This is a genomic window from Lentzea xinjiangensis (assembly GCF_900110955.1).
GTDB classification, from domain to species: domain Bacteria; phylum Actinomycetota; class Actinomycetes; order Mycobacteriales; family Pseudonocardiaceae; genus Lentzea; species Lentzea xinjiangensis.
The window spans coordinates 162,336-181,733 of record NZ_FOFR01000009.1 but is presented as its reverse complement, the minus strand read 5'-3'; the positions used below and the strand labels follow the sequence as shown (position 1 = coordinate 181,733).

Genomic DNA, 19,398 nt, shown 5'->3' with positions numbered 1-19,398 from the left:
GAACAGTCCATCGTCTCGGACGAGTACCCTGTTACAGGCCAACCGATTTCACCGTTGACAGATCCCTTGACATTCCCCTCCATCAGCCCTTGACTGGAGGACACCTGCTCGTTCCACGTTCAAAGGGAAACGCGCAGCATTTCAGGCGTGCGATTTCAAGCCCCTGAACAGTCCAATGTGGATCCGGAAAATGCTCCACTCCGACGATTGTCGTTCGCGAGGCGAAGAGATGTGCTTCGGGCACTCTTTACCCCACGAAGGGCACATGCGCCGTGAAGAACTGGAGACGCCGCACCGGAACGGTCTTGCTGACCGCGGTGCTGGGCACTACCGGGTTCGGCTTCGCCGCCACCCCTGCCATCGCGCAGAACGCTCCGCAAGAGCAGCCGGCCGCTGACAAGCAGCTGGACAAGAAGGACCGCGAGCTCGTCGACGAGGCCGCCCGCCAGGGCAAGCCGACCGTCGACCTGCTCGTCGCCGCCGAGGAGGGCAGGACCGACGCCGCGGTCAACGACCTCAAGGCGCTCGGCGCCACGGTCCAGAAGACCGAGAAGGACGTCGACTACGTCAAGGTCACCATCCCGCGCGACAACGCGGAGAAGGCCGCCAAGCTCGCCTCGGTCACCACGATCGACGTCGACGGGCTGATCGCGCTCGACGACCCGCGCCCGCAGGGCATGGAGAACCCGGCCCCGCAGAAGGCGCCGGACTCGAAGACGCCGCGCACCAACCCGTACATGCCGACGCAGGACACGCAGGCGGCGCAGTTCGCCACCGCGCACCCGAAGTGGGACGGCCGCGGCACCACGATCGCCGTGATCGACTCCGGCATCGACCTCGACACCCCGGCCCTGCAGACGACCAGCACCGGTGAGCGCAAGATCATCGACTGGTACAACGCGAACGCCACCAACTCCGGCGACGGCACCTGGGTCACCATGACCAAGACCGGCCGCGTCGGCAAGTTCACCGACTCCGGCCGCGAGTGGACCGCGCCCGCGACCGGTGGCCCCTACTCGTTCGGCCTGTTCCGCGAGACCGCGGGCGACCTGAACCTGGCCAACAGCGAGACCGGCGGTGACATCAACCGCGACGGCGACCGCGTCGACACCTTCGGCGTCATCCAGGACATCACGACGAAGGAAGTCTTCGTCGACACCGACGGTGACGGCAACTTCACCAACAACAAGCGGATGCTCGACTACAAGGTCAAGCAGGACGTCGGCTTCTTCGGCACCGACAACCCCGCGACCCCGGTGATCGACCGCATCGCGTTCGTCGTGCAGACCGACCGCTCGATCTACGACAACGCCGGCACGCCGTACGTCAACCTGGGCATCTCGGCCGCCCACGGCACCCACGTCGCCGGCATCACCGCCGCCCACAAGATGTTCGACGGCAAGATGGCCGGTGCCGCGCCCGGTGCCAAGCTGATGGCCATCAAGGCCTGCCTCACCACGCCGTCGTGCACCAACTCCGGCCTCATCGACGGTGTCCTCTACGCCGCGCGCAACGGCGCCGACGTCGTGAACATCTCCATCGGTGGCCTGCCGTCGCTCAACGACGGCAACAACGCGCGCGCCGAGCTCTACAACCGCACGATCAACGAGTACAACGTCCAGATCTTCATCTCGGCGGGCAACTCGGGTGCGGGCGCGAACACCGTCGGTGACCCGTCGGTCGCCACGGACGCGGTGAGCGTCGGCTCGTACATCACCAAGGAGACCTGGCTCTCCAACTACGGCTCGAAGACCGCGCAGAAGCAGGGCCTGCACGGCTTCTCGTCGCGCGGCCCGCGTGAGGACGGCGGCTTCAAGCCGAACATCGTCGCACCGGGCTCGGCCATCTCCACCACGCCGCGCTGGCAGCCGGGTGGCCCGGTGGCGGGCACCTACGCCCTCCCGGCCGGGTACTCGCAGTTCAACGGCACCTCGATGGCCGCACCGCAGGCGACCGGCGCGGCCGCGCTGCTCGTGAGCGCGTTCAAGGCCACGCACAACGGGCAGCGCCCGACCAGCGCCGAGCTGCGCTACGCGATCCAGCGCAGCGCCAAGTGGGTCGACACCCTGGGCGCCTACGAGCAGGGCGCCGGCCTGTTCAACACCAACGCCGCCTGGTCGTTGCTGGACAAGCACTCCGTGCCGGACCAGGTCACCACGGCCGTGCAGGTCAGCACCGTCCAGAGCGGACAGCTCGCCACCCCGAACGTCGGTGTCGGCATCCACGACCGCGAGGGCGTGACGGCGGGCCAGGAGTACACCCGCACCTACACGCTGACCCGCACCACGGGCCACGACCAGGAGGACTACAAGGTCTCCTGGAAGGGCAACGACGGCACGTTCACCGCGCCGAAGAAGGTCAGCCTGCCGCTGAACACGCCGGTGCTGTTCCCGGTCAAGGTCAAGGCCAAGACCGCGGGCGTCCACAGCGCCGTGCTGCAGCTCGACAACCCGGAGACCCCCGGTGTCGACGTGCAGACGCTGAACACCGTGTTCGCGGCGGAGAACTTCACCGCCGCCAACAAGTTCTCGGTCACGAAGTCCGGCACGATCGCGCGCAACCAGTCGACCAGCCTCTTCGTGAACGTGCCGAAGGGCACGACCGCGCTGAGGGTCGACATGGCCGCCGGTGGCGCCGAGGCGGGCAAGGGCCAGGTGCGCTTCCTGCGCTTCACCCCGCAGGGTGTGCCGCTGGACGTGACCAGCTCGACCAACTGCTACAACCCGGACGCGGGCGCCGGTTGTGCCGGTGGCAGCCCCACCAGCCGCACGGTGGCCAACCCGATCGCCGGTGTGTGGGAGGTCGTGGTCGAGGCCCGCCGCACCTCCGACGCCGACACGGCGCCGTACTCGGTGACCGCGTCCGTCCTCGGCACGTCGATCAGCCCGACCCCGGACGTCATCGCGTCCGCGGCGCTGGGCACCCCGGTCGAGCGCGGCTACACCGTCACGAACACGCAGGCCGCGTTCACCGGACGGCTCGCGGCGGGCGCGGTCGGCAGCGCGAAGCAGGACCGCCCGTCGATCGCGAACCTGGAGAGCAAGTTCTTCGACATCCAGGTCCCGGCCGGCGCGTCGAGCATCACCGCCACGATCGGCAACACCGCCGACCAGGGCGCCGACCTCGACCTGGCCCTGCTGGACTGCACGACCGGCACGTGCTTCGTCGCGACTTCGTCGGCTGACGCCGACTCCGAGGAGTCGGTGACGCTCACCAAGCCGGCCGCCGGTCTGTGGCGCGTCCAGGTGGAGGGCTACGCGGTGCCGCAGGGCACCACGGCGTACGACTACTTCGACGTCTACACCTCGGCCGCTCTCGGCACGCTCACCGTGTCCGACGCCAACGCCGCCCGCGCCGCCGGTGCGACGTGGAACGCCACGGGCGTCCTCACGCCGCTCGGCCAGCCCGGTGCCGGCCGCGTGCTGCGCGGTGATCTCGAGGTCCGCACGGCGGACGAGACCGCCGTCGGCCGTGGCGCCGTGATCGTCCAGTCCGTCGGCTGACGTCTGACCGGATGAACGCGGAAAGCCCCAGGACCCACGTGGTCCTGGGGCTTTCTACGGTTCCGGCAGCCGGTTGCCGAGCGGCTCGTCCACGTCCACCTTGGACACGCCGGTCACCAGGTACGCGTCTTCCACCTTGTCCACCGGCACCTCGGCCCGCAGGTAGCCGATCCTCCGGTCCCGCGCCTCGACGGTCGCGCCCAGCGCCGTCAACGCCTGCTCGACCTCCTCGTCGCGTCCCGGCCGCACGGAGATCATCAGTGGCACGGTGAGGTGGCCGTCGCGCTTCGCCTGCTCGATCCGGTTCCTGTCCGGTTTCGCCGTGGGCACGACGGGCACCTCCGCGTTCGGCACGGCTGGAACCCCGTTCGCACCACAGCTTGCGAGAGCCAGCGCGCAAAACGCGACGGCGAGCGGTCTTCTCATGGACCTAGGACGGAACGGGCTCCACGAGCGGTTGCATGCGGGTTTCCGGCACCAGGAACATCATCACGGTCACGGCGACCACCACCACGGCCCCGATCACCGCGAAAGTCCAGGCCAGCCCCAGGTTCGGCCACAACAGCGCTCCGAACAGGACGGGCACGAACCCGGCCCCGACCCGGCTGATCGTCGACGCCCACCCGAAGCCGCTGGCCCGCAGGTGCGTCGGGTACAGCTCCGGTGCGAACGCGTACAGCGCGGGGATCGCGACCTGGATCAGCACGCCGAAGAGCGTGATCCACGCCCTGGCGGCGAAGTCGACGTCGAGCTGGAGCGCGAAGAGCGTGAGCGCCACGGCCGCGAGCGGAGCGCTGATCGCGATCACCCACTTGCGCCCGAACACCTCCACCAGCCAGGCGCTGACCAGCGCGGCGACGATGCCCACCGCCACGGTGAGCGTCGTGACCATGAACGCCGCGTACGTGCCGTAGCCCTGGGCCTTCAGGATGCTCGGCAGCCACGTGACAGCGCCGTAGTAGAGCAGGAACACCGCCAGGAACAGCAGCCACAACGCCGCCGTGCGCCGCGGGTCGTACCGCCAGATGTCCTTGAGCTGCGTGAACATCACCTTGGGGGAGAGCCGTTGCAGCCGCCGCGGGTCGGGGAGCCGCCACTCCTCCCGCGGTGCCCCGGTCCGCGCGACCAGGTCGTCGATGACCTTCTTGGCCTCGTCCGGCCGGCCCTTGGCGACGAGGAACATCGGCGACTCGGGGATCGAGCGCCGGATCCAGAACAGCAGCAGCGCGGGCAGCACCATCGTGAGCATCAGCAGCCGCCAGCTCCCCAGGTCGGTGAGGTAGACGGCGGTGAGCCCGCACAGCGTGGCGCCGAGCGGCCAGAACGCGTCCATCGCCGCCAGCACCCGCCCGCGCACCTTGGCCGGGGTGAACTCGCCGACCAGCGCGTAGTCCACCGGGATGCAGCCGCCGAGCCCGACGCCGGCCAGGAACCGGAAGACGCAGAACGTCACGAAGTCCGGTGACGCGGCCCCGGCCACGGTGAACACCGAGAACATCAGGATCGTCAGGCTGAACGCCTTCTTGCGCCCGATGGTGTCCGCGATGGCGCCCCACGCGAACGCGCCGACGGCCATGCCGATCAGGTTCGCCGTGCCGACCCAGCCGCGTTCGGCCAGCGACAGGTTCCACTCGGCGCTGACCAGCGGGATCAGGAACGCGTTGAGCGTGACGTCCCACGCGTCGAACAGGAACCCGAGCCCGCCGATGATGAAGATCGTCCCCTGCGCGCGCCACCGCCACGGCAGGCCCTGGACGACCTGGTCCCCAGTCCTCATGCGACCAGTGTGCGGGTTGCCGTCACTGCTTCGGCCCCGCAAACGCTTGCTCCCGCAACGCGCCGTCCGCGCTCTCGCCGAACACGCGTGCGTCCGTGTGGTGGTCGCTGGCCGGCTGCTGCCGCTTCGCCCCGGTCACCGCCCGCGTCCTCACCTGCGGCAACGCGCCACTGTGCTGGCGCTGCACCCAGTCGACCAGGTGCTCGCGCGTGAGGCAGCGCAGGTCCCACAGCTTGCCGGCGTCAGCCGCGCTCACCAGCGCCCGCACCCTCACGAACCCGTGCGTGGCCTCCGTGATCTGCAACACGGACACGCGCCCGTCCCACAGGTCGCTCCCCTCCAGCATGGACCGCATCTCCTGCCGCATCGCCTCGACCGGCACCGTCCAGTCCAGGTCGAGCTCCACGGTCCCGAGCAGCGCCGACTGCGTGCGCGTCCAGTTCTGGAAAGGCGTCTTGAGGAAGTAGGAGGTCGGCAGCACCAGCCGGCGGTCGTCCCAGAGGTGCAGCACGACGTACGTCAGCGTGATGTCCTCGACCCGGCCCCACTCGCCTTCGACCACCACGACGTCGTCGAGCCGCACCGCGTCGCTGAACGCGATCTGCAGGCCCGAGATGAGGTTGCCCAGCAGGGACTGCGCGGAGAACGCCGCGACGGCGCCGATGACGGCGGCGGAGGCCAGCACGGTGGACCCGACGGCGCGTGCGCCGGGGAACGTCATGAGTATCGCGCCGACGGCCAGCACGCCGATGACCACCAGCACCAGGCGCCTGACCAGCATGACCTGCGTGTGCACGCGCCGCGCGTGCCGGTTGTCCGTGACGTCGGTGCGGATCCGCGACAGCGAGATGTCCACCAACGTGCTGATGAGCGCGGCCAGCAGCCACGCGCCGGCCAGGATCAGCGCGATCCCGAGGACGTGCAGCACGACCGGCAGGTCGACCGGGTACACGCTGAGGGTTATCTGAGCGGCGAGCAGCGCCCCGAACAACTGGCCGGGGCGGTACATCTTGCCGCTGTGGGTGAAGCGGCGCACCAGCCGGTGGATCACCTCCACCACGAGCAGTGCGAAAGCCACGGAACAGCCCATGACGACGAACAGCACGTTTCCTCCTTTCGGATCAAGACCGGGTACCCGGCGTTTCAACGGAGGAACACCATGAGCCCGCTCACGGACGCCACTGTGGCCAGTCCCGGCGGGCCGGGCAATTCGGCGGGGGCCGTTGCCTTCCAGGTTTGAGTTACATAGACTCAAACCATGTTCACCACATCGGAGGCGCTGGAGCTGGTCGAACGCGCCGCAACGGCCGAAGGGCTCTTCGGGCCCCGCACCGCCGACCCCGGCAAGCGCAGGGAGGCGCGCCGCCGTTACCGCGCGCTGGCCTCGGTCCTGCACCCCGATGTGGTCGGACCGGGCAACACGCGAGCACACGCGGCGTCGGCCGTGCTGACCCGCCTGCACCACGAGTGGACCCACGGCGCGACCGTCGAGATGAGGACCAGGACCGGCGTCTACCGCATCGGGGAACCGTTCGCGGTGGGCAGCGTCGCCAACCTGTACGAATCGGACGGTCCACACGTGGTCAAGGTGGTGCGCAACCCGGGGCTCAACCCGTTGCTGCACGGCGAATGGCAGGCGTTGCGGTCGTTGGAGCGCTTCACCGACCGGCACCACTGGCTGCGCCCCTACTACCCGCGTCTGCTCGACACGTCGGGCGAGGTCGCCAAGGGCTCGCGCGCCTTCACGGTGCTCGATCCCCTGCTGGACGGCTTCGTGACGCTCGCCGACGTCCGGCGCGCGTTCCCCGCGGGGCTGGACGGCCGCGACTACGCGTGGATGCACCGCAGGCTGCTCAAAGCACTGGCTGGCGCGCACCAGGCCGGTCTGGTGCACGGCGCCGTCACCGCCGAGAACGTCATGGTGCACCCGCAACAGCACGGGATCGTGCTGGCCGGCTGGTCCTTCGCCGTCGAGCCGGGACAGCGGCTCCTCGCGACCAGCCGCGCCATCACCTACCCGCCGGAGGTCCTCGCCGGCGAACCGGTCACCGCCGCGACGGACGTCCACATGGCACACACGCTGATGCTCGACCTGCTGGCGCACGACGAACATCGGCAGATCGCCTTCGCGCGCGGGTGCGTGCAGGAACGCCCGTCCCGGCGGCCTGACACCGTCGACCTGCTGGGCGAGTACGACGAACTGCTCGACGACCTCTACGGCGCACGGGTCTTCCGCCCGTTCGTCCTCCCCAAGACGACAGGAGCATGACGATGGGACACGGCAAGTGGGACGACAACGCCTACGCCGCGGCCAAGACCTTCCGCGCTGCCAAGGGAATCGCGGACTTCGGCTACACCGCCTCGGTCAAGGCGCAGCCCGCGGCGAGCTGGAAGGCGGCCCCGTCGCTCGACCCGCTGGGCGTGGGGTTCCGCGAGTGCCGCGACTCGCCCGACCACGCCGACTCGACACCGATCGCGGTGCTGTTCGACGTGACCGGGTCGATGGGCAGCGTACCGCGGATCATGCAGGGCAAGCTCGGCAAGCTGCACGGCCTGTTGCAGCGCAAGGGGTACCTCACCGACCCGCAGCTGATGTTCGGCGGCATCGGTGACGCCGACAGCGACCGCGTCCCGTTGCAGGTCGGCCAGTTCGAGTCGGACAACCGCATGGACGAGCAGTTGCGGGACATCTTCCTCGAAGGCGGCGGCGGCGGGCAGAAGAGCGAGTCCTACGAGCTGGCCGCGTACTTCATCGCCCGGCACGTGGTCACCGACGCCTGGCAGAAGCGCGGCAGGAAGGGCTACCTGTTCATCATCGGCGACGAGCTGAACAAGCCGCGGCTGGAGGCCAGGCACATCCGCCGCGTCATCGGTGACGAGATCGCCCAGGACATCGACCCGGTGTCGGTCTACCGCGAGCTCGCCCGCAAGTGGCACGTGTACTTCATCCTGCCCAACCAGTCGTCGTACTTCCACGACGAGGCCATCGGTGAGCACTGGCGGGCGATCCTCGGCCAGAACTTCCTCAAGCTCGACGACCCCGGCGCGGTGTGCGAGCTGATCGCCGCGACGATCGGTGTGGAGGAGAGCGTGGTGGACCTCGGCCAGGCCCTGGTGGACCTCGCCGAGGTCGGGTCGGCCGCCGAGAGCCAGGCCGTCGGCAGGGCACTGGCCGCGGTCGGCACGCGGTCGCTGACCGCCTCGGCCGCCCCGCTGGGCATCGACGGTCCCGACGACGTGGCGCTGAGCTGACGATGGCGGACGAGGACCACGTCATCGTCGTCGGGCTGGGGTTCGGTGACGAGGGCAAGGGAGCGGTGGTCGACGCGCTGTGCGCCGACGGGCCGGTGTCGGCCGTGGTGCGGTTCAACGGGGGAGCGCAGGCCGCGCACAACGTGGTGGCCGGCGGCCGGCACCACACCTTCAGCCAGTTCGGGTCCGGCACGCTCGCGGGCGTGCCGACCTGGCTCTCCTCGCACGTGCTCGTCGAACCGATCGCGCTGGCGGCCGAGTCGCGGGAGCTGGAGGCCATCGGCGTCGCCGACCCGCTCTCGCTGCTCTCGGTCGACGCGGGCGCGCTGCTCACGACGCCGTTCCACGTGGCCGCGAACCGGGCGCGGGAGCGGGCCAGGGGCGGCGACCGGCACGGGTCGTGCGGGAAGGGGATCGGCGAGACCGTCTGGTACGGCCTGCTCGGCGAGCGGGGCGCGCGGCGGGGAGAGGTGGTGGAGGAGCAGCGGGTGCTCGGCGAGCCGGGCCCCGCGCCGAGGGTCGGTGACTGCCGCGACCCGCGCGAGCTGAGGCGCCGGCTGGACGTGCTCGCCCGGTTCTACGAGCCGCTGGCCGGCGACGGCACGAGCGTGGACGAGCTGGTCGAGCTGTACCGCTCGTTCGCGGACGCCGTCCGGATCACGACCGGGGACGAGGCGGGGCGGCTCGCCGCCGCCGGACGGCTCGTCTTCGAGGGCGCGCAGGGCGTCCTCCTGGACGAGACCCACGGCTTCCACCCGCACACGACCTGGTCCACCACGACCCCGCGCAACGCCCGTGCGCTGCTCGGCGGCCGAAGTGCCCGTGTGCTCGGCGTGACCAGGACCTACCAGACGCGGCACGGCGCGGGTCCGCTGCCGACGGAGGACCAGGGCGTCCTGGAGCGGTTCCCGGAGGCGCACAACGGGACGGGGGAGTTCCAGGGCGCGTGGCGCGCGGGGCACCTGGACGCCGACCTGCTGCGCTACGCCGTGCGGTGCTGCGGCGGCATCGACGGACTGGCCGTGACGCACCTGGACGCCGACGGCCTCCAGGTCGCCGCCGGTCAGGTGCTGGAGGACCTGCCCGATCCCGTGGCGTACCTGGAAGATCTGCTCGGCGTCGAGGTGCTCGTGACCGGGGCGGGCCCGTCCAGGGCGGACTACGCGGTGCGGGAGAATCCACGGCATGATCGAGTCGACGCTGGTGTCGGTGGACGTGGTCGTGCTCCGGTTTGACCCGGACGCGCGCGCGGTGCTGCTGGGCGTCGCCCCGCGCGCGCTGGAGCCGTTCGCGGGCGAGCTGGCGCTCCCCGGTGTCCTGCTGGGAAGGGGCGAGCGGCTGCGGGACGCGAGCACCAGGGCCGTCACCGCGAAACTGGGCCTCGCCGCGGAGTCCGTGACGGCGACCGGTCAGCTCGCCACCTTCGACGAGCCCTCGCGCGACCCGCGCGGCCCGACGCTGTCGGTCGCGCTGTGGGCCACGGTCGCCCGCCCGACCGGCGGCCTCGCCGTCTGGAGCCGGCTGGACGACGTGCCCGCGCTCGCCTTCGACCACAACCGGATCGTCGCCGACTGCCGGCCGCTGCTGGCGGACAAGCTCTGGCGGGACGTGGCGTTCACCGCGGGGCTGCTCGGGCCGGAGTTCACCACCGCCCAGGCGCTCGACGTGACCGAGTCCCTGACCGGTGACCGCCCCTACCCGGCCAACCTGGGCCGCACGATGGACCGGGTGCCCGGTCTCGAACGCACCAGCGAGCACGCCGCGGCACTGCCCAAGGGCGGCCGTCCGCCGTCGGTGTGGAAGTGGACCGGCTAGCTCCGGACCGGCTAGCGCTGCGGCAGCTCGGGCTTGAACAGCCAGCGGGTGAGCAGGTCGCGATGTCCCGCCAGCGCGAGGAAGTCCTCGGTCGTCACGACACCGTGCCGGTTGCGCGCACACCACTCCCGCAGCAGGGCGAAGAACGAGTCGTCGCCCATCTCGCGGCGCAGCGCGTGCACCGCCAGGGCCCCGCGCTTGTACACCCTGTCGTCGAACCACTCGGCCCGCTCGGGCTGTCCGATCACGATGTTCTGCGGCAGCCGCCGCAGCAGGTCCCTGGCGCCGGCCGCACAGGCGTCCGCGGACCGGCCGCCGGACGCCTCGGACCACAACCACTCCGCATAGCTGGCGAAGCCCTCGTTCAGCCAGATGTGCTCCCAGGCCGCGATCCCGACGGAGTTGCCGAACCACTGGTGCGCCAGTTCGTGCGCCACCAGCCGCTCCGACCCCCTGCGCCCGTCGACGTGGTTGGCGCCGAACGTCGACAGCCCCTGGGCCTCGACGGGGACGTCCAGCGCGTCGTCGGTCACCACGACCGAGTACTTCGCGAACGGGTAGGGCCCGAACAGCGACGAGAACAACGAGATCATCTGGTTCTGGCGCCCGAAGTCGTGCGCCACCGCCCGGCGCAACCGGGCGGGCGCCCACACGTCCGGCAGCGCCTCGACGTACTGTCCGATCTGGACGGTGGCGAGGTAGGTCGCCATCGGCGCGGCCATCGAGTACGTCCAGCGCGTGGTGCTGCCGGAGACCTTGCCGTCCACCAGCACCCCGTTGCACACCACGGTGTACGGGGTGGGCGCGGTGACCTCCAGGTGGTAGGAGGCCTTGGACCGCGGTTCGTCCAGGCACGGGAACCACGACGGCGCGCCGATCGGCTGCGAGGCCACGATCGCGCCGTCGGTGAGCTGGTCCCAGCCGAGGTCGCCCCACTCCGGCGTCGAGACCGGCACGGGGGTGCCCGAGTACCGCACCTCGACCGAGAAGGACCCCCGCACGGCCGCGCGCACGTTCAGCACGCCGCCGGAATGCCCGTAGCGCGCGGGTGTGCCGTTCACCAGCACCTTCGAGATCCGCAACGGGCCGAAGGACAGCGAGAACGAGCTCAGGGAGGCGCAGGAAGCCTGCAGCACCGCGCGCCCGGAGAGGCGCGCGGAGTGCGGCTTGTAGTCAAGCTCTAGCGCGTAATGGTGTACGGAGAAGCTCATGTCCACGCGGAGATCGGGTTGCCCAGCCAACGGGTTCCCGACGGTACATCCTCTCCGCGCATGACCAGCGAGGCGGGTCCGATCGTGGTGTGGGTGCCGACGGACGCGCCGGGCAGCACGATGCCGTGCGGGCCCAGGGTGGAACCGGCGCCCAGCTCCACGCGGTCCATCCGCAGGATCCGGTCGTGGAACAGGTGCGTCTGCACGACGCAGCCGCGGTTGACCGTCGCTCCGGCGCCCAGAGACACGAGGTCGGCCTCGGGCAGCCAGTACGACTCGCACCACGCGCCACGGCCGACCGACGCGCCCAGCGAGCGCAGCCACAGGTTCATCAGCGGCGTGCCGCCGGAGAACCCGATGAGCCACGGCACCGCGAGCACCTCGACGAACGTGTCCGCCAGCTCGTTGCGCCACACGAACGCCGACCACAGCGGGTACTCGCGCACCTTGAAACGGCCCACCAGCACCCACTTGGCGATCACCGCGACCAGGCACGCGGCCACGCCCGCACCCAGCAGCACGACGCCGGACCACCGGAGCCCGAACTCCTTCAGCGCGAAGAGCACCAGCACGACCAGGGCGACGTTCAGCATCACCGGGACGAACCGGCACAGCTCGACCAGCGCCCGTGCCCACATCAGGTGCCTGGGCGGGGCGAACGTGCGCGACTGGTCGGACACCTCGGCCGCCCGCGGCAGCTTCATCGGCGGCATGCCCAGGTACGACGACCCGGCCTTGGCCCGCTTCGGAGCCGCCGACAGCACGCCGACGAGCCCGCCCTTCGGCACGCTGCGGCCGGGCGCGGTCATGCCCGAGTTGCCCAGGAACGCCCGCTTGCCCACCCGCGCGTTGGCGATGCGCAGCCAGCCGCCGCCCAGCTCGTAGGTCGCGACCATCGTGTCGTCGGCCAGGAACGCGCCGTCGTCCACGCGGGTCATCTTCGGCAGCGCGACCACGGTGGACGCCTCGACGTGGCGGCCGACCTTCATGCCGAGCAGCCGCAGCCACACCGGCGTGAACAGTGACGCGTACAGCGGGAACAGCGCCGAGCGCGCGTTGTTCATCAACCGCTCGGTCGTCCACGCCTGCCACGCCACGCGGCTGTGCACGGGGTAGTGGCCCTCGCGCAGGCCGATGCCCAGCAACCGCACGCAGACCAGCACCAGCAGCGCGTACGAGCCGAACCAGATCGCCGAGGCGACCGGGACGTCCCACAACGCCGACGTGAGCGTCACCGGCCGGCGCAGCACGTACAGCAGGGCCGGAGCCGCCGCCAGCAGCGGCAGCACGCCCAGCAGGCCGGACGAGACGCCGTACATGAGGTTCCAGGAGCGCGAGCGCTGCGGGCGGCGTGCCGGGAACGAGCGCGCCGCCTTGCCCTCGCGGGTCGCCGGAACGCCCGCCCAGCGCTGACCGGTCGGCACGGACCGCACGACACCCGAACCGGGCGCCACCTCGGCCCGCTTGCCGATCCGCGCGCCGGGGAACAGCGTGCTGCGCGCGCCCACGGTCGCACCGGCGCCGATCCGGACGCGGCCGATGCGCAGCCGGTCCCCGTCGAGCCACCAGCCGGACAGGTCGACCTCGGGCTCGACGGCGGCGCCGCGCCCGATCTTCAGCATGCCGGTGACCGGGGGCAGCGAGTGCAGGTCCACACCGGGACCGATCTTCGCGCCCAGCGCCCGCGCGTAGTGGGTGACCCACGAGCCGGAGAGGTCGGTCGCGCGCGACATCCGCGCCAGCAACTCGGCCGTCCACAGTCGCAGGTGGACGGAGCCACCGCGCGGGTACTCGCCGGGCTTCACGCCCCGCAGCAGCAGCCGCGCGCCGCCGGCGGAGATCGCCAGCCGTCCGGCGGGGCTGAGGAACACCACGGCTCCGGCGGCGACCCACCACCACGAGACCGAGGTCCAGCCCAGCACGTTCGACAGCGCCGTCAGCGCCACGACCCAGCGCGCGCCCGCAACGGTCAGCAGCGGGATCATCAGCAACGTCTGGAGCACGCCGGTCCAGCGCGGCGTCGGCGCGACCTCGTGCACCTCGGCGGCCTCGCCGTACGACTCCAGCCGTCGCGCCAGCCCGTGCAGCGTCGGGTTCTGGTAGACGTCCGACACCGACGTGCTGGGGTAGCGCGTGCGGACCATCGAGACGAGCTGGGCGGCGCCCAGCGAGCTGCCGCCGGAGGAGAAGAAGTTCGCGTCCTCGGAAGAAGGCCCGGAACCGAGCACCGCGGCCCACTGCTCCGCGAGCCAGCCCTCGAGGCCCGAGAACACCACGCCCGCGGTGTCCATCGACTCGAGCGGCCACGGCAGCGCGGCGCGGTCGACCTTGCCGGACGTGCGCGTCGGCAGCGTGCCGACCACCGCGATCAGCGGCACCAGCGCGGCGGGCAGCTCGGCCCGCAGCCGTTCGACGGCAGCCTCCTGGTCGAACTCCTCGCCGGCCACCACGTAGCCGACGAGGATCTGGTTGCCGCCCCGCGTCGTGCGCACGGCGGCAGCGGCACCGGCGACACCGGGCAGCGCGGCCAGCGCCGCGTCGACCTCACCCAGCTCGATGCGCCGCCCGCCGAGCTTGATCTGCTCGTCCGCGCGGCCGAGGAAGACGAGGCCTTCCGGCTCGGCGCGGACCACGTCACCGCTGCGGTACGCGCGGTCCCAGCCCATCGAGGGCAGCGGCGCGTACTTCTGCGCGTCCTTCTCGGCGTCCAGGTAGCGCGCCAGGCCGACGCCGCCGATCACCAGTTCGCCGGGCTCGCCCATCGGCACGACCTCGCCCCCGGCGTCGACGACGACGAGCTCCCAGCCGGCCAGCGGCAGGCCGATGCGCACGGGACCGTCGCCGGTCATCCGCGCGGCGCAGGCGACGACGGTCGCTTCCGTCGGGCCGTAGGTGTTCCAGACCTCGCGGCCGGGAACGGCGAGCCGCTCGGCCAGCTCCGGCGGGCAGGCCTCGCCGCCGAAGATCAGCAGCCGCACGTCGTCCAGCGCCTCGACCGGCCACAGCGCGGCCAGCGTCGGGACGGTGGAGACGACGGTGATCTCCTGCTCGACCAGCCACGGCCCCAGGTCCATGCCGGTGCGCACCAGCGAGCGCGGCGCGGGCACCAGGCAGGCGCCGTGGCGCCAGGCGAGCCACATCTCCTCGCAGGAGGCGTCGAACGCGACGGAGAGTCCCGCCAGCACCCGGTCCTCCGGCCCGATCGGCTCGTCGGGCAGGAAGAGCCGCGCCTCGGCGTCGACGAACGCGGCGGCGCTGCGGTGCGTGACCGCGACGCCCTTGGGCTTGCCGGTGGAACCGGACGTGAAGATGATCCACGCGTCGTCGTCCAGGCCGGGCTCGCCGGGCACGCCGAGCGGAGTGCCGTGCAGCGCAAGGGATCGGCCTTCGCCGAGCACCGCACTCACTTGCGCCTCACCGAAAACGAGCTCGGCGCGCTCGTCGGGGTCCTCGAAGTCGACGGGCACGTAGGCCGCGCCCGCCGCGAGGGTCGCGAGGATCGAGACGTAGAGGTCGGCGGTCCCGGACGGCACGCGAACGCCCACCCGGTCGCCGACCCCGACACCTTCGGCGGCGAGCTTCTCCTTGAGCTGGAGCACTTCCGAGATCAGCGCGCGGTACGTGAGCGCGGTGGTGCCGTCGTCGACGGCCGGCGCGTCCGGGTGCTGTTCGGCACTCGCGCGCAGGATGTCCAGCAGTGTGCGCGGGGTGGGCGCACCCCCTGCCGTGAACATCGATCGAAGAACAACGGGTTCGGCCGCAATGGTCACGACAGCGTCACTTCTCACCCTCTCGGCAACTGGCAGACCGACAACTTTACCCGCGCTTCACGGACTACCGCTCTCCGAAGTAGGACGACTCACAGGTGAGCCCAGTCACCGGGACACCTTCGAGTGACCTCCTGGCGTTGTGGCGCGCCAGGTTGAACTCCCGCCAGTCCTGTTCGAACGTGCGGTTCCGCACCCACTGCAAGGCGCACGACCGTTCCGGCTCGGGCAACCGCAGCAGCGCGGGCACCGCGTCTTCCGAGAGCTGCGCCAGGTAAGCCGTGTCGATCTTCTTCGTGGCCTCGAACCGCGACACGTTGTAGTCGGCGACCACCCGTTCGGGGTTCAGCACCACCACGGCGAGGAAGAACGCCGCCCCGGTGCCGACGATCGCCTTCGGCAACCACTTGGCGCGCAACGTGATCCCGCTCGCGATCACCATCAGGTAGACCACCGCGAGCCACACCTCGCACGACGCGACGAGCAGCCGCAGCACCGTCCACCCGTACGCCTGCTGGTAGAACCACATGCGGCTCAACGCACTCGCCACGATCACCAAGGTGAGGACCGCGAGCGCCCCGAGCAGGAGCCGCAGCCAGAGCTGGTCCCGCGCGGTCTTCTTCGCCGCGAACCGCGCCACGCCCGCGATGACGCCCAGCGTCAGGATCGTCACCCACAGGAGCTGCCAGAAGCCCGACCGCGCGTACTCGGCGAACGTGACACCCGCCGTCCTCAGCACGTAAGCCTCGCCACCGAACAGAACCGCGAGCTGCGTCCCCACGAACCCGGTGAACAGCAACACGAGTACGCCGACCGGAAGCCCGTAGTCCTTGAGCCGCAACGACCCCGGCTTGACCTCGGCGTCCTCGTCGATGGTCGCCGGCGCCGCGACGAGGTAGCACGCCCCCAGCGCGCCCAGCGCCGCGACCACTCCGTAGAACCCCATCCGCACGTACACGCCGATCTCGAGGTCCGGCACCAGGCCCTCGAGGAAGTCGTTGAACGCCTGGTCCGCCCCCGCCAGCAACGACCCGAACACCACCAGCAGCACCAGCGCCACACCGGCGGAGGCGAACGGCCGGACGCCGATCGGCCCGCGCCTGGCGAGACCCTTCGCCACCCACGGGATCGACCGGAACCCGGCGAGCCCGACACCGACCACGCCGAACAGCAGCCCGCGCACCGTCTTGCCGCCCGCCACGGCGATCGAGCCGCACGCGATGGACGCCAGGACGCACAGCGGGAAGATCCACTCGGCCGCGCGCAGGAAGCCCATCGCGAGGAACGCGAGGGCCGCGGCCAGCCACAGCGCCCGCTCGGCGGTCGGCCTGCCCGTGGCGACCAGCACGCCGCCGACACCGGCCAGGCCCGCGAGGAACCAGCCGACGCCGTTGCCGGGCGGGGCGAGGAAGGCCCCCGCGAGCCCCGCCACGAGTCCGGCGACGAGCACCTTGCCGGGAGCGCCCGCCGCGGGTGGGGTCCACCAGGGCAGGAGCGGGACGCCGGGGGCCGGCACGACCACCGGCGGGGCGAGGTGGCGCGGCTGGCTCTGCCACGCCGAGGGCGGTGGCAGGGTCGCGGTGGCCACTCCCGCGGGTCGCGGGGCTTCGGCGGGCCGTCCGGTGGGCTCTGGGGTCGCGTGTTGCGGTGCCGGTGTGCCCACCGGCCGCGGGGCCCCGGTGGGCTCCGCGGCCGTGGGCTGTGGCGCCGTTGAGCCCGCGGGCCGCGGGGCTTCGGCGGGCTCCGCGGTCGTGGGCTGTGGCGCCGTTGTTTCTGCGGGTCGCGGGGCTTCGGCGGCCCCTGCGGTCGCCTGGCGCGGCGCCGTTGAGCCCGCGGGCCGCGAGGCTTCGGCGGGCTCCGCGGTCGTGGGCTGTGGCGCCGTCGTGTCTGCGTGCTGCGGGCCTTCGGTGGCCCCTGCGGTCACCTGCCGCGGCGCCGTCGTACCCGCGGGCAGCGCGGCCTCCGCGGCCTCCGCGGCCTCCGCGGCCGTGGAGCGCGACGCCGGTGTGTCCGCCAGCCGCGCGCCCTCGGCGCCCTCCCGGTCTCCACCAGCCTCGGCGGCCTTCTCCGCCGAGGCGCCCGAGGTCTCCTCAGCCGCCACCGAACGCTCCGGCGAGCCCGCCGCCACCGGCCGGTACCCGACCTTCCGGAAGTGCCGGTACCGCGACCGCGGTGTCCCCTCCGGCGAGGAGGCCCCCGCGGGGCCGGTCGAGTCGGTCGAATCAGTCGAGTCGGTCATTTCTTCTCTCCCTGGCGCCGGAAAAGGGCGCGCGTCACCGTCACACCGAGCAGAAGTGCGAACCGAAGAAGTCAGCGGGGCAAGGTCACCCGGATGCACGAGCCGGGGTCCACGACGGCGATCGTCCCGCCGTGCAGGTCCACCACCCACCGGGCGATGGCGAGACCGAGTCCCGTCCCGCCACCGCCCGCCCGCTCCCCCCTGGTGAACCTCTCGAAGATCCGCGACCGGTCGGCCAGGGCGATGCCCGGCCCCTCGTCGCGCACCTCCAGCACGACCGAGTCACCGGCCGCACGGCCCGACACGGACACCAACCCCCCGGTGGGTCCGTGCCGGGCCGCGTTGTCCACCAGGTTCACCAGCACCTGGTGGAGCCGTTCCCCGTCGGCGAGCACCGTCAGGTCCGCGGGGACGTCGATCGAGAACGACGCGGCGGGAGCGGCCACGGCCGCCTCGGCCACCACGTCGGCGACCAGCGAGGACACCGGCAGCGGCTCCCGGTTGAGCGACAGGACGCCGGCGTCGATCCTCGACAGGTCGAGCAGCTCCGACACGAGCCGTCCCAGCCGCTCGGTCTGGGCCAGCGCGGTCCGCATGGTCGCCGCGTCGGCCGCGGCCACGCCGTCGACCACGTTCTCCAGCACGGCCTGCAGGGCCGAGATGGGGGTCCGCAGCTCGTGCGAGACGTTCGCGATCAGCTCCCGCCGCTGCCGGTCGGCGGCGGCGAGGTCGGCGGCCATCACGGTGAACGCCTCCGCCAGTTGCCCGACCTCGTCGGACGAGGTGGCCCTGACCGACCGCGAGTAGTCCCCGGAGGCCATGGACCGCGCCGCCGAGGTCATCTCCCGCAGCGGAGAGGTCATGCCGTGCGCCAGGAGCTGCGAGGTCAGCAGTCCCAGCACGAGCGCGATCAACGTGGTCCGCGGCGGCAGCCATCCCGTGACGTAGCGGAAGTACGCGAACGACACGCACCCCGACACCACGATGACGATGCCGAGCTTGAGCTTGATCGACCGCACCGAGTCCAGCGGGCGCGGGAGCATGTCGAGCAGCTCCAGCACCCGCTTCACGGGGACACCTCCTCGCGCGGGACCTCCAGCGCGTACCCCACCCCGTGCACGGTCCGGATCAGGTCGGCCCCGAGCTTGCGCCGCAGCGCCTTCACGTGGCTGTCGACCGTCCGCGACGAGGCCCCCTCGTGCCACCCGCACGCCTGCGCCAGCAACCGCTCCCGCGACTGCACGGCGGACGGGCGCTCGGCCAGGAACACCAGCAGGTCGTACTCGGTCGGCGTCAGGTGCGCCTCGGTGCCCGAGCGCGACACCCGGCGCGAGGCCAGGTCGATCACCAGGTCGCCGAGCTCCAGCGACCGCGACGACGCGGCCCGCGAGACCCGCCGCAGCAGCACGTGCACCCGTGCCGCCAGCTCGCGCATCGAGAACGGCTTGGTCAGGTAGTCGTCGGCTCCCACGGCGAGGCCGACCAGCAGATCGGTCTCGTCCCCCCGCGCGGTCAGCATCAGCACCGGCACCGACCGCGACGCCTGGATCCGCCGGCACACCTCGAGGCCGTCGAACCCCGGCAGCATCACGTCCAGGACCACCAGGTCGGGCAGGAACGAAGCGGCCTGGGCGACCCCGGACGGCCCGTCGTGGGCCACCGACACCACGAAGCCCTCCGCCCGCAGCCGCGCGGCGACGGACTCGGCGATCGTGATGTCGTCCTCCACTACGAGGACCCGGCGCTGACCTGTCATGACGGCGACTTTATGGGCATGTCGTGGAGGACGCCGGGACAAGTTGTGAAGATCGTGTGCAGAAGCCGCGCGGTCGTC

Annotated in this window: 13 protein-coding genes; 5 read left to right on the top strand and 8 right to left on the bottom strand. The window is 71.6% G+C overall.

What is annotated here, in order from left to right; translation table 11 throughout:
• Window positions 1–272: 272 nt before the first annotated feature.
• On the top strand, window positions 273–3,503 hold the full coding sequence (locus BMW88_RS20730; protein ID WP_089953016.1) for a S8 family serine peptidase: 3,231 nt from the start codon (window positions 273–275) through the stop codon (window positions 3,501–3,503).
• A 54-nt stretch (window positions 3,504–3,557) separates the two neighbouring features.
• Here BMW88_RS20730 and BMW88_RS20725 read toward each other — a convergent pair whose 3' ends face one another.
• The 3 genes from BMW88_RS20725 to BMW88_RS20715 form a co-directional block, all read right to left on the bottom strand.
• Window positions 3,558–3,857 carry a hypothetical protein gene (locus BMW88_RS20725; protein WP_089953014.1) on the bottom strand — a complete coding sequence of 100 codons (300 nt, stop codon included), beginning with the start codon at window positions 3,855–3,857 and terminating at the stop codon, window positions 3,558–3,560.
• A 76-nt stretch (window positions 3,858–3,933) separates the two neighbouring features.
• On the bottom strand, window positions 3,934–5,280 hold the full coding sequence (locus BMW88_RS20720) for an MFS transporter (RefSeq protein ID WP_089953012.1): 1,347 nt from the start codon (window positions 5,278–5,280) through the stop codon (window positions 3,934–3,936).
• A 22-nt stretch (window positions 5,281–5,302) separates the two neighbouring features.
• On the bottom strand, window positions 5,303–6,385 hold the full coding sequence (locus BMW88_RS20715) for a mechanosensitive ion channel family protein (protein WP_245777937.1): 1,083 nt from the start codon (window positions 6,383–6,385) through the stop codon (window positions 5,303–5,305).
• A gap of 153 nt (window positions 6,386–6,538) precedes the next feature.
• On the opposite strand from BMW88_RS20715, the gene BMW88_RS20710 reads away from it, so the two are divergent.
• Genes BMW88_RS20710 through BMW88_RS20695 form a run of 4 tightly spaced genes read left to right on the top strand, consistent with a single transcriptional unit; the run spans window position 6,539 to window position 10,347 of the window.
• Complete coding sequence (locus tag BMW88_RS20710) at window positions 6,539–7,549, top strand: serine/threonine-protein kinase (RefSeq protein ID WP_089953010.1); 1,011 nt, start codon at window positions 6,539–6,541, stop codon at window positions 7,547–7,549.
• Window positions 7,546–8,532: a hypothetical protein gene (locus tag BMW88_RS20705; RefSeq protein ID WP_245777936.1), complete on the top strand. Its 987-nt coding sequence runs from the start codon at window positions 7,546–7,548 to the stop codon at window positions 8,530–8,532. The genes BMW88_RS20710 and BMW88_RS20705 overlap by 4 nt, the downstream gene beginning before the upstream one ends.
• A 2-nt stretch (window positions 8,533–8,534) precedes the next feature.
• Window positions 8,535–9,767 (top strand): adenylosuccinate synthetase, encoded by a 1,233-nt coding sequence (locus BMW88_RS20700; protein ID WP_177221214.1) that lies wholly within the window; start codon window positions 8,535–8,537, stop codon window positions 9,765–9,767.
• Window positions 9,718–10,347 (top strand): NUDIX hydrolase, encoded by a 630-nt coding sequence (locus tag BMW88_RS20695; protein WP_089953006.1) that lies wholly within the window; start codon window positions 9,718–9,720, stop codon window positions 10,345–10,347. Before BMW88_RS20700 ends, BMW88_RS20695 begins: the two co-directional genes overlap by 50 nt.
• An 11-nt stretch (window positions 10,348–10,358) precedes the next feature.
• Here BMW88_RS20695 and BMW88_RS20690 read toward each other — a convergent pair whose 3' ends face one another.
• The 5 genes from BMW88_RS20690 to BMW88_RS20670 all read right to left on the bottom strand — a co-directional run bounded on the left by BMW88_RS20690 (window position 10,359) and on the right by BMW88_RS20670 (window position 19,320).
• Complete coding sequence (locus BMW88_RS20690) at window positions 10,359–11,558, bottom strand: M1 family metallopeptidase (RefSeq protein WP_089953222.1); 1,200 nt, start codon at window positions 11,556–11,558, stop codon at window positions 10,359–10,361.
• Complete coding sequence (locus BMW88_RS20685; protein WP_089953005.1) at window positions 11,555–15,292, bottom strand: Pls/PosA family non-ribosomal peptide synthetase; 3,738 nt, start codon at window positions 15,290–15,292, stop codon at window positions 11,555–11,557. The genes BMW88_RS20690 and BMW88_RS20685 overlap by 4 nt, the downstream gene beginning before the upstream one ends.
• 100 nt (window positions 15,293–15,392) lie before the next feature.
• On the bottom strand, window positions 15,393–17,564 hold the full coding sequence (locus tag BMW88_RS20680; RefSeq protein ID WP_089953003.1) for a DUF4153 domain-containing protein: 2,172 nt from the start codon (window positions 17,562–17,564) through the stop codon (window positions 15,393–15,395).
• Between the two features lie 71 nt (window positions 17,565–17,635).
• Window positions 17,636–18,607: a HAMP domain-containing sensor histidine kinase gene (locus tag BMW88_RS20675; protein ID WP_089953220.1), complete on the bottom strand. Its 972-nt coding sequence runs from the start codon at window positions 18,605–18,607 to the stop codon at window positions 17,636–17,638.
• Between the two features lie 23 nt (window positions 18,608–18,630).
• Window positions 18,631–19,320, bottom strand: a complete 690-nt coding sequence (locus tag BMW88_RS20670; RefSeq protein WP_089953001.1) for a response regulator transcription factor — start codon at window positions 19,318–19,320, stop codon at window positions 18,631–18,633.
• Window positions 19,321–19,398: the final 78 nt, after the last annotated feature.

Excerpts from the sequence above, each read along its gene's own strand:
- BMW88_RS20680 (WP_089953003.1), bottom strand. The coding sequence starts at position 17,564 with ATGACCGACTCGACTGATTCGACCGACTCGACCGGCCCCGCGGGGGCC.
- BMW88_RS20705 (WP_245777936.1), top strand. The coding sequence starts at position 7,546 with ATGACGATGGGACACGGCAAGTGGGACGACAACGCCTACGCCGCGGCC.
- BMW88_RS20670 (WP_089953001.1), bottom strand. The coding sequence starts at position 19,320 with ATGACAGGTCAGCGCCGGGTCCTCGTAGTGGAGGACGACATCACGATC.
- BMW88_RS20710 (WP_089953010.1), top strand. The coding sequence starts at position 6,539 with ATGTTCACCACATCGGAGGCGCTGGAGCTGGTCGAACGCGCCGCAACG.
- BMW88_RS20695 (WP_089953006.1), top strand. The coding sequence starts at position 9,718 with ATGATCGAGTCGACGCTGGTGTCGGTGGACGTGGTCGTGCTCCGGTTT.
- BMW88_RS20690 (WP_089953222.1), bottom strand. The coding sequence starts at position 11,558 with ATGAGCTTCTCCGTACACCATTACGCGCTAGAGCTTGACTACAAGCCG.
- BMW88_RS20685 (WP_089953005.1), bottom strand. The coding sequence starts at position 15,292 with ATGTTCACGGCAGGGGGTGCGCCCACCCCGCGCACACTGCTGGACATC.
- BMW88_RS20675 (WP_089953220.1), bottom strand. The coding sequence starts at position 18,607 with ATGCTCCCGCGCCCGCTGGACTCGGTGCGGTCGATCAAGCTCAAGCTC.
- BMW88_RS20700 (WP_177221214.1), top strand. The coding sequence starts at position 8,535 with ATGGCGGACGAGGACCACGTCATCGTCGTCGGGCTGGGGTTCGGTGAC.
- BMW88_RS20720 (WP_089953012.1), bottom strand. The coding sequence starts at position 5,280 with ATGAGGACTGGGGACCAGGTCGTCCAGGGCCTGCCGTGGCGGTGGCGC.